At 61.0% G+C, this 7,943-nt stretch carries 11 protein-coding genes; 4 read left to right on the forward strand and 7 right to left on the reverse strand.

Annotation, left to right across the window (positions count from 1 at the left end; all coding sequences use genetic code 11):
• Positions 1-166: 166 nt before the first annotated feature.
• Positions 167-1,240 carry a phenylalanine--tRNA ligase subunit alpha gene (gene pheS / locus ACTG3X_RS10080; protein WP_439111140.1) on the reverse strand — a complete coding sequence of 358 codons (1,074 nt, stop codon included), beginning with the start codon at positions 1,238-1,240 and terminating at the stop codon, positions 167-169.
• A 174-nt stretch (positions 1,241-1,414) separates the two neighbouring features.
• On the opposite strand from pheS, the gene ACTG3X_RS10085 reads away from it, so the two are divergent.
• The gene (locus ACTG3X_RS10085; RefSeq protein ID WP_439111141.1) at positions 1,415-1,654 is read left to right on the forward strand and encodes a hypothetical protein; all 240 of its coding nucleotides are present in this window, start codon (positions 1,415-1,417) and stop codon (positions 1,652-1,654) included.
• 118 nt (positions 1,655-1,772) lie between these two features.
• A complete protein-coding gene (locus ACTG3X_RS10090; RefSeq protein WP_439111142.1) occupies positions 1,773-2,189 on the forward strand; it encodes a VOC family protein in 417 nt (138 codons plus the stop codon).
• 206 nt (positions 2,190-2,395) lie between these two features.
• Here ACTG3X_RS10090 and rplT read toward each other — a convergent pair whose 3' ends face one another.
• From rplT to pyk, 4 genes are all read right to left on the reverse strand, one after another.
• Positions 2,396-2,761: a 50S ribosomal protein L20 gene (gene rplT / locus ACTG3X_RS10095; protein ID WP_263764380.1), complete on the reverse strand. Its 366-nt coding sequence runs from the start codon at positions 2,759-2,761 to the stop codon at positions 2,396-2,398.
• Between the two features lie 12 nt (positions 2,762-2,773).
• The gene (rpmI, locus tag ACTG3X_RS10100) at positions 2,774-2,974 is read right to left on the reverse strand and encodes a 50S ribosomal protein L35 (protein ID WP_298676351.1); all 201 of its coding nucleotides are present in this window, start codon (positions 2,972-2,974) and stop codon (positions 2,774-2,776) included.
• Between the two features lie 126 nt (positions 2,975-3,100).
• Positions 3,101-3,325, reverse strand: coding sequence for a hypothetical protein (locus ACTG3X_RS10105; protein WP_439111143.1), 225 nt, complete (start codon positions 3,323-3,325; stop codon positions 3,101-3,103).
• Positions 3,326-3,362: 37 nt separating this feature from the next.
• Positions 3,363-4,808, reverse strand: a complete 1,446-nt coding sequence (gene pyk, locus ACTG3X_RS10110) for a pyruvate kinase (protein ID WP_439111144.1) — start codon at positions 4,806-4,808, stop codon at positions 3,363-3,365.
• A 108-nt stretch (positions 4,809-4,916) separates the two neighbouring features.
• On the opposite strand from pyk, the gene ACTG3X_RS10115 reads away from it, so the two are divergent.
• Both ACTG3X_RS10115 and ACTG3X_RS10120 read left to right on the forward strand, forming a co-directional pair.
• Entirely contained in the window at positions 4,917-5,666 is a 750-nt protein-coding gene (locus ACTG3X_RS10115; protein WP_439111145.1) for an N-formylglutamate amidohydrolase, read from the forward strand.
• A gap of 3 nt (positions 5,667-5,669) precedes the next feature.
• On the forward strand, positions 5,670-5,984 hold the full coding sequence (locus tag ACTG3X_RS10120; protein ID WP_439111146.1) for a DUF1244 domain-containing protein: 315 nt from the start codon (positions 5,670-5,672) through the stop codon (positions 5,982-5,984).
• A 125-nt stretch (positions 5,985-6,109) separates the two neighbouring features.
• Here the strand turns inward: ACTG3X_RS10120 and ACTG3X_RS10125 are convergent, their stop codons facing one another.
• Complete coding sequence (locus ACTG3X_RS10125) at positions 6,110-6,973, reverse strand: D-amino-acid transaminase (RefSeq protein ID WP_439111147.1); 864 nt, start codon at positions 6,971-6,973, stop codon at positions 6,110-6,112.
• 10 nt (positions 6,974-6,983) lie between these two features.
• Positions 6,984-7,943 (reverse strand): N-acetyl-D-Glu racemase DgcA (gene dgcA / locus ACTG3X_RS10130; protein WP_439111148.1); only part of this gene is annotated, 960 nt, incomplete at its 5' end.

The raw sequence follows: 7,943 nt of genomic DNA on the forward strand, positions 1-7,943 counted from the left end.
GAATGGGAGTAACAGTCCAAGTGATTGAGCCGCATCCGTAATTGGAACAATCGAAATCCCCATGCACAAAATCCAAAGCATAGGGCGTCTTTCGACCCGCTTGATCCACCATTTCCAATAGTTGGCAGCCCAACGGCTTAAGCACTCCATCCACTGCATCTGTCATCTACCTACTCAACCCCCCATGCAGCGTCGGCTGATCCAAACTCGCAAAGCCGTAGTGGCGCAGCCAGCGCAGGTCTGAGTCAAAGAAGGCGCGCAAGTCGGGGATGCCGTATTTCAACATGGCGATACGGTCGATCCCCATACCAAAGGCAAAGCCTTGCCATTCGTTCGGGTCGATCCCGCCCGCTTGCAGCACCTTGGGGTGCACCATGCCTGAGCCGAGGATTTCGAGCCAGTCGTCGCCCTCGCCAACCTTGAGCGTGCCGCCTTCCCATGAGCAGCGGATATCAACTTCCGCCGAAGGCTCCGTGAACGGGAAGTGGCTCGCGCGGAAGCGCAGCTCCACATCATCCACCTCGAAAAACGCTTTCACGAACTCTTCCAGCACCCACTTGAGGTTGGCCATGGAGATATCTTTATCCAGCGCCAGCCCTTCGACTTGGTGAAACATCGGCGTATGCGTCTGGTCATAATCCGCGCGGTACACACCGCCGGGGCAGATCACCCGAATAGGCGCGCCCTGCTTTTCCATCGAGCGGATCTGCACAGGCGAAGTATGCGTGCGCAACACATGCGGCGGGCGCTCGTCGCCTTCGGCACGGTGCATATAAAACGTGTCCATCTCCGCGCGCGCAGGGTGGTGGCCCGGAATATTCAGCGCATCAAAATTGTACCAATCGGTGTCAATGCGCGGCCCCTCGGCCACGGCAAAGCCCATATCGGCAAAAATCGCGGTCACTTCCTCGGTCACTTGGCTGATCGGGTGAATGCTGCCCTGCCCGCGCAAACGGCTCGGCAATGTCACATCCAGCCACTCGCTGCGCAGCCGCTCATCAAGCGCTGCATCTTCAAGGCCTGCCTTCTTGGCGGCCAAAGCCGAGTTGATCTCGTCTTTCAGCGCATTCAGCTTGGGGCCGGCCACCTGCCGCTCCTCTGCTGTCATCTTGCCGAGTTCGCGCATCTGAAGGCTCACTTCGCCTTTCTTGCCCACTGCCTGCAAGCGCAGGTCTTCCAGTGTGGCTTCGTCGCCTGCGGCGGCGATTGCGCTGATGTATTTGTCTCTTAAATGGTCCATGTCATCTACCTGTCTGGCGTCGCATCTGACCTAGCGCGCCAAGCGCCGTTTCGCAAGGCGCTAGCAATTTCTCTCAAAGGGTTTTGAAAGGGCACAAAGCTGCCCGATTTCGGCCAAGGCTTCGCCGCCAGCCCTGCGCACCTTACCCCCAGTTCAACTCTGGAGGATGACGCCATGATGACCACAACAAAGCTTCTCGCAGCCGCCGCTCTTGCCGTGGCCACTCTGACCAGCACCGCCGACGCACAGTCGCGCCCCTCTGAGGGCTACCAAAGCCAGTGGTTCACCACAGCCGACGGCTGCTCTTACTCGCGCACCCTTGCGCCGGGCTATGGCGTCACTTGGGTTCTGATCCAGAACCCCCATCACATCAACAAACCAAATGTGAGCGATCACTGCGCCAACATGCTCTAAACGTCCCCGCTCTCCAAAGCACCATACGGCCAAAGCCCGTCTGCGCCCCTCCGCAGGCGGGCTGATTCTTGCTTGCACGCGCTGGCTGGCATAGCCTCGCCGCAGAAAGGGCCACCTCATGATTGCATACGTCACCGTCGGAGCCGATGATATCGCCCGCGCCAAACAGTTTTACAGCGCGTTTCTGCCAGCGCTCGGCTACGAGCTGACCCAAGGCGCAGAGGGGCTCAGCTATGCCCTACCCGTTGCCGCAGGCGCGCGGCCTGTCTTTCCCGACTTTTATGTCAAACCTACATTTGATGGCCGCCCCGCCACTGCTGGCAACGGCGCCATGGTCGCCTTTGAGGCCAGCACACAGGCGCAGGTCCGCGCGCTACACGCCGCGGCACTGGCCGCAGGCGGCAAAGACGAGGGCCAGCCCGACTTTCGCGCCGCCTACGGGCCTCGGTTTTTTGTGAGCTATCTGCGCGACCCGCAGGGCAACAAACTTGCCATCTTCTCCAGCAACCCCGATGAGCCCGAGCGCGGCAGCTAAAGCACAGCAGCGCGCGCCGCATTAAGTAAATTTGCCTTAACCTTTGGGGTGTTTGGGCGGTGCACGCATGGTGCACGCCCGGTGCACAGATATCACCCCCCTGTTTTGCGGCGCTCCGCCACCCTTAACCCCACCGCACGCCCAAAAGAAAACGCCGCAGTCCTTGCGGACCACGGCGTCAATTCTTTTCGCAAAGTCAGCGTGGCTTAAGCCGCCAGCGCGCCTTGTGCTTGTGCAACGATCGCACCGAACGCTTCGGGCTCGTGTACAGCAAGATCGGCGAGAACTTTACGGTCCACTTCGATACCTGCAAGGTTCAAGCCATTGATAAAGCGTGAATATGTCAGCGTCTCATCGTGTGAGCGCACAGCCGCGTTGATCCGCTGGATCCACAGCGCGCGGAAATTGCGCTTGCGATTCTTACGGTCACGGGTTGCATATTGGTTGGCCTTATCGACCGCCTGGCGCGCGACCTTAAAGGTATTTTTACGGCGGCCATAATAACCTTTGGCTGCCTTAATAACCTTCTTGTGACGTGCGTGTGTTGTGGTTCCGCCTTTTACTCTGGACATATCAAATCCTCCTTAGCGTGCGTATGGCATCATGGACTTGATGATTTTCGCATCAGGTTCAGACAGGATTGTAGTGCCGCGAGCGTCGCGAATGAATTTATTGGTGCGCTTGATCATGCCGTGCTGTTTGCCGGCTTGAGCAGCTCTGACTTTGCCTGAGGCTGTCATTTTGAACCGCTTTTTGCAGCTCGATTTGGTCTTCATCTTGGGCATTTCCGTCTCCTTGGTTTGGGTCGGTCTACAATGCGCGACTCGGCATGCCACTTCTGGCCGGTCACGCAGACGAAGGCACCGTTTAAGACGGCTTTAGCCGTATTGCAAGAGGGAAACAGCGCAACCTCAGCCCAAATACCGCCCCACCACGTTCACAATCACCGTGGGGATCTGATCAAGCGTGTAGCCCGCAGGCTTTGAGGATGCCGCCCAAGCCACCAGCCCGCCGCCGGCAATAAGCACAATCGCCGCCGCCCGCGGCGTGCGGTTGTCAGACAGCGCCGAAACAACCGCCGGAACAGCAAACACAGCAATCACCAGGCCGATGACAAGATAAAGATCATAGTCCACCGTACGCACCCTTTAAACAAAACCAACAGGGATAAGCTTACTCTGGATCAGAGGCAAAAATCAAACGCTGGTCACAGGGTGCAACCCGCAAGATATTTGTGGTGCCCGGAACATTGAAAGGAACACCGGCTGTGACGACAATCTGGTCGCTCTCGCTTGCATAGCCTGCGCTCTGCGCCGCGCGCGCTGCGTTAACCACTGCCTGCTTAAAGCGCTCGATCTCGCCGGTCATAATGCAGTGCGTGCCCCAGCTCAGCGACAGGCGCCGCGCCGTGCCCCGCAGGCTTGTCATCGCAATAATCGGCACGCGCGGACGCTCCCGCGCCGTAAGAAGCGCCGTTGTGCCCGACTGGGTGAAGCAGCAAATCGCCTTGATGTTTGCGGTTTCCGCAATCTCCCGCGCGGCCGCCACGATCCCGTCTGCCACGCTTTCGCGCTTGGCCACGCGTGAGGCTTCAATGATCTCGCGGTATGTCGGGTCGCTTTCGACTTCGATGGCAACATTGTTCATCGTGGTGACCGCCTCGACAGGGTAATCCCCCGCCGCACTCTCGGCAGAGAGCATGATCGCATCCGCACCCTCATAGATCGCTGTCGCCACATCGCTCACTTCGGCACGGGTCGGCATGGGGCTTTCGATCATGCTTTCCAGCATCTGTGTCGCCACAATCACAGGCTTGGCCGCCGCACGGCAGCGCCGCACAAGCCGCTTCTGGATCGGCGGCACATTCTGCACCGGCAGCTCAACGCCCAAATCGCCCCGTGCCACCATGATCCCGTCAGACACGGCCAGAATTTCATCAAAGCTGGCCACAGCCGTTGGCTTTTCGATCTTGGAGAGCACCGCCGCGCGCCCGTCAATCAGCGCTTTGGCCTCGTCCACATCCGCCGCGCGCTGCACAAACGACAACGCGACCCAATCCACACCGAGCTGGCACACAAACTCCAGATCGGCCCGGTCTTTCTCAGACAAAGCCGCCAAGGGCAGCACCACTTCAGGCACGTTCACACCCTTACGGTTGGAGATCGTTCCGCCTGTTGTGACAGTGCAGTCTGCAAAATCAGCGCCGCATTTCTCTACCTTCAGGCGAATCTTGCCATCATTCACCAGCAGCGAAGTGCCATCTTCCAGCGCCTTGAAAATCTCAGGGTGCGGCAGGCAAACCCGCGCGTTCGTGCCTGCGGTTTTGTCCAGATCAAAGCGGAAGCTCTGGCCCTCAACAAGCTCTTCTTCCTCATTGGCAAACACACCGACCCGCAGCTTCGGCCCCTGCAGATCCGCCAGAATAGCGATGGGGCTTTCAAGCTCACGCTCGATCTCGCGGATGATACGGTGGCGCTCGCGAATCTCGCCATGATCACCATGTGACATATTCAGCCGGAACACATCCGCCCCCGCCTCATGCAGCGCTTTGATCATTTCGTAGTCGTTGGAGGCAGGCCCCAAAGTGGCCACGATCTTTACATTTCTGAGCCGTCTCATATGTTCTGCCTCCTGATAGGTCTGGCCGCTCTGGCCGTTGCCGTTTTATCGCGCGTCTGGCGCGTGGGCACAACAGGGCGTTTGGGCACCCAAAGGAATTTCACACGCATGTCATATACGCCTTTCACGGTCACAGGAGCAGAGCGCAAGGGCCCGTGGGTCATCGCCTGTGACCACGCCGCCAACACCGTGCCCCCCTTCATCAACGGCGGCAGCCTCGATCTGCCCGCAGGCGACATGGGCCGCCACATTGCTTATGACGTGGGCGCAAAAGGGGTATCACTGGCACTTGGCGCATTGCTTGATGCGCCTGTGATCTGCTCCAATTTCTCACGGCTGGTGATTGATCCAAACCGCGGCGAAGACGACCCGACGCTTCTGATGAAGCTCTATGACGGCACAATCATCCCTGCCAACCGCCACGCTGACGCCACCGAGAAAGAGCGCCGCCTTGACGCCTGCCACCGCCCCTACCATCGGGCGCTAGGCGCGCTTCTGGATGCGCGCGAGGCCCCCGCCCTGCTGACACTTCACAGCTTTACACCCCAACTGTCGGGTCGCCCAAAGCGCCCGTGGCATGTGGGTGTGCTCCACGCCGATGACAAACGCCTCAGCGACCCGCTCCTGGCGCTCTTGCACCAAGACCAAACCCTCTGCGTCGGGCGCAACGAGCCTTACGGCGGACACCTGCCGGGTGATACCGTCGACACCCACGCCATCGCCCGGGGCCGCCACAACACGCTGGTTGAAATCCGCAACGATCTTATCCAGACTGACGAGCAACAAGCCGAATGGGCCAAACGCCTTGCGCCGACCTTGCAAGAAGCCCTGCGCATCACCCTTGAAAACGAGGCCTGAACCATGGACGCACAAACCCAGCTCGAACTTGAAGCCGCCGCCTTCCGCGCCTTGCGCAAACACCTGATGGAAGAGCGCACCGATGTGCAGAACATCGACATGATGAATTTGACAGGCTTTTGCCGCAACTGTCTCAGCCGCTGGTACCAAGAGGCCGCAAACGCACGTGGTATCGAGATGTCAAAAGACGAGGCACGCGAGCTTTTCTACGGCATGACAATGGCCGAATGGAAAGCAAATTACCAAACAGACGCCAGCCCACAAAAACAGGCCGACTTTGAAGTCGCGTTCAAAGAAAACGTAACCGACAAAAGCTAGCACAAAACAGCCCTTACAAACGGCTTTGCGCCTTTCTTTTTGCCCTAAATATCCCGGGGGGTTCGGGGGGCTGGCCCCCCGACGGGTCGGGTTTTGCAAAGCAAAACCCGACCTTGGTCAGTATCTCAGATCGCTTTCTTCAGACTTTCATCCAGATAGATTTCGCGCAGGCGCTTGGCCACAGAACCGGGCGTTCCGTCGCCCAGTGCCACACCATCGATCTCCACAACAGGCATCACAAAAGCACTGGCTGATGTGGTAAAGGCTTCGTCCGCCTCTTTGGCTTCATCAATGGTAAAGCTACGCTCCTCGACCTCCATCTGCGCCTCGCGCGCGAACCGCAACACCGCCGCGCGGGTGATCCCGTGCAGGATGTCATTGCTCAGGTGCCGGGTGATGATGCGCCCGTCCTTGACGATATAGGCGTTGTTGCTGGTGCCCTCGGTGACGTGTCCATCCTCGATCATCCATGCGTCATCGGCGCCTGCGGCCAGCGCCATCATCTTGCCCATCGACGGGTAGAGAAGCTGCACCGTCTTGATGTCGCGCCGGCCCCAGCGCAGATCGTCGATGCTGATCACCTTGATGCCGTCGCGCCCCTGCGCGCTATCGGCCAGGCCCGGCTTGGACTGGGTGAACAGCACCATCGTCGGCGCCGTCGTCTCGGGGTCGGGGAACACGAAATCGCGGTCGCCCGGCGCGCCGCGCGTCACCTGAAGGTAGATCATCCCGTCGGTCAGATCGTTGCGCCGCACCAACTCGCGGTGCACTTCCAGCAGGTCCGCCATCGAGATCGGCAGCGCCGGCATGTCCAGCTCGGTCAGCGACCGCTCCAGCCGCGCGGCGTGGCCGTCGAAGTCAATCAGCTTGCCGCCCAGCACGCTGGTCACCTCGTAGACCCCGTCGGCCATCAGGAACCCGCGATCAAAGATCGAGACGGTGGCCTGCGTTTCCGGCATATACTCGCCGTTGACGTAAACTGTGCGCATGGGTGCTCTCCTATCCCCAGAGGCTCGCCGCGGGCGGGTGCACGCCGGCGGCATCGTATTGCAAATGCTCTTCGCGGTCTTCGGCCAACAGAAGCGGCCCGTCAAGGTCCGTCACCATCGCCCCTTGCGCCACCAGGACCGCCGGCGCCATCGCCAGCGAACTGCCAACCATGCAGCCCACCATGATGCGATAGCCCTGCCGCTCGGCCTCTTGCCGCAGCGCCAGCGCCTCGGTCAGGCCGCCGGTCTTGTCCAGCTTGATATTGACCACGTCATACTTGCCGGCCAGCCCCGGCAGGCTACCCCGGTCGTGACAGCTCTCGTCGGCGCAGACCGGCACCGGCCGCGCCATCCCGCGCAGCGCCTCGTCCTCGCCCGCCGGCAAGGGCTGCTCGACCAGGGCAACGCCCAGCCGCTGCAAATGCGGCGCCAGGTCGGCGTAGACCTCGGCGCTCCAGCCCTCGTTGGCGTCGATGATGATCCGCGCCTTGGGCGCGCCCTCGCGCACCGCCTCCAGCCGCGGCATGTCGTCCGGCGTGCCCAGCTTGATCTTCAGGAGCGGCCGGTGCGCGTTTTTCGCCGCCTGCGCGCGCATCTTCTCGGGGGTATCCAGCGACAGGGTGTAGGCGGTCACCTCCGGCCCCGGCGCGGGCAGGCCCGCCAGCTCCCACACGCGCTTGCCCGCGCGCTTGGCCTCGTGGTCCCAGAGCGCGCAATCCACCGCGTTGCGCGCCGCCCCGGCCGGAAGCAGACCGGGCAGCGTCGCGCGCGTCACCGCCTCGGGCAGCCCCTCGATCTGCGCCGTCACGCTCTCCAGCGTCTCGTCGTAGCGGGCATAGGGCACGCATTCGCCCCGCCCGGTCACGCCGTCCGCGCTCACATGCGCCGTCAGCACCCGCGCCTCGCTCCGCGAGCCGCGGCTGATGGTAAAGACCTGCGCCAGCGGGAACACGTCCCGCGTCACCGAGAT

It is taken from the genome of Lentibacter sp. (assembly GCF_965658795.1).
In the GTDB taxonomy this organism is placed as follows: Bacteria; Pseudomonadota; Alphaproteobacteria; order Rhodobacterales; family Rhodobacteraceae; genus Lentibacter.

Bases quoted from the DNA above. Each gene is read 5' to 3' on its own strand.
- pheS (WP_439111140.1), bottom strand. From the start codon at position 1,240: ATGGACCATTTAAGAGACAAATACATCAGCGCAATCGCCGCCGCAGGC.
- ACTG3X_RS10085 (WP_439111141.1), top strand. From the start codon at position 1,415: ATGATGACCACAACAAAGCTTCTCGCAGCCGCCGCTCTTGCCGTGGCC.
- ACTG3X_RS10090 (WP_439111142.1), top strand. From the start codon at position 1,773: ATGATTGCATACGTCACCGTCGGAGCCGATGATATCGCCCGCGCCAAA.
- rplT (WP_263764380.1), bottom strand. From the start codon at position 2,761: ATGTCCAGAGTAAAAGGCGGAACCACAACACACGCACGTCACAAGAAG.
- rpmI (WP_298676351.1), bottom strand. From the start codon at position 2,974: ATGCCCAAGATGAAGACCAAATCGAGCTGCAAAAAGCGGTTCAAAATG.
- pyk (WP_439111144.1), bottom strand. From the start codon at position 4,808: ATGAGACGGCTCAGAAATGTAAAGATCGTGGCCACTTTGGGGCCTGCC.
- ACTG3X_RS10115 (WP_439111145.1), top strand. From the start codon at position 4,917: ATGTCATATACGCCTTTCACGGTCACAGGAGCAGAGCGCAAGGGCCCG.
- ACTG3X_RS10120 (WP_439111146.1), top strand. From the start codon at position 5,670: ATGGACGCACAAACCCAGCTCGAACTTGAAGCCGCCGCCTTCCGCGCC.
- ACTG3X_RS10125 (WP_439111147.1), bottom strand. From the start codon at position 6,973: ATGCGCACAGTTTACGTCAACGGCGAGTATATGCCGGAAACGCAGGCC.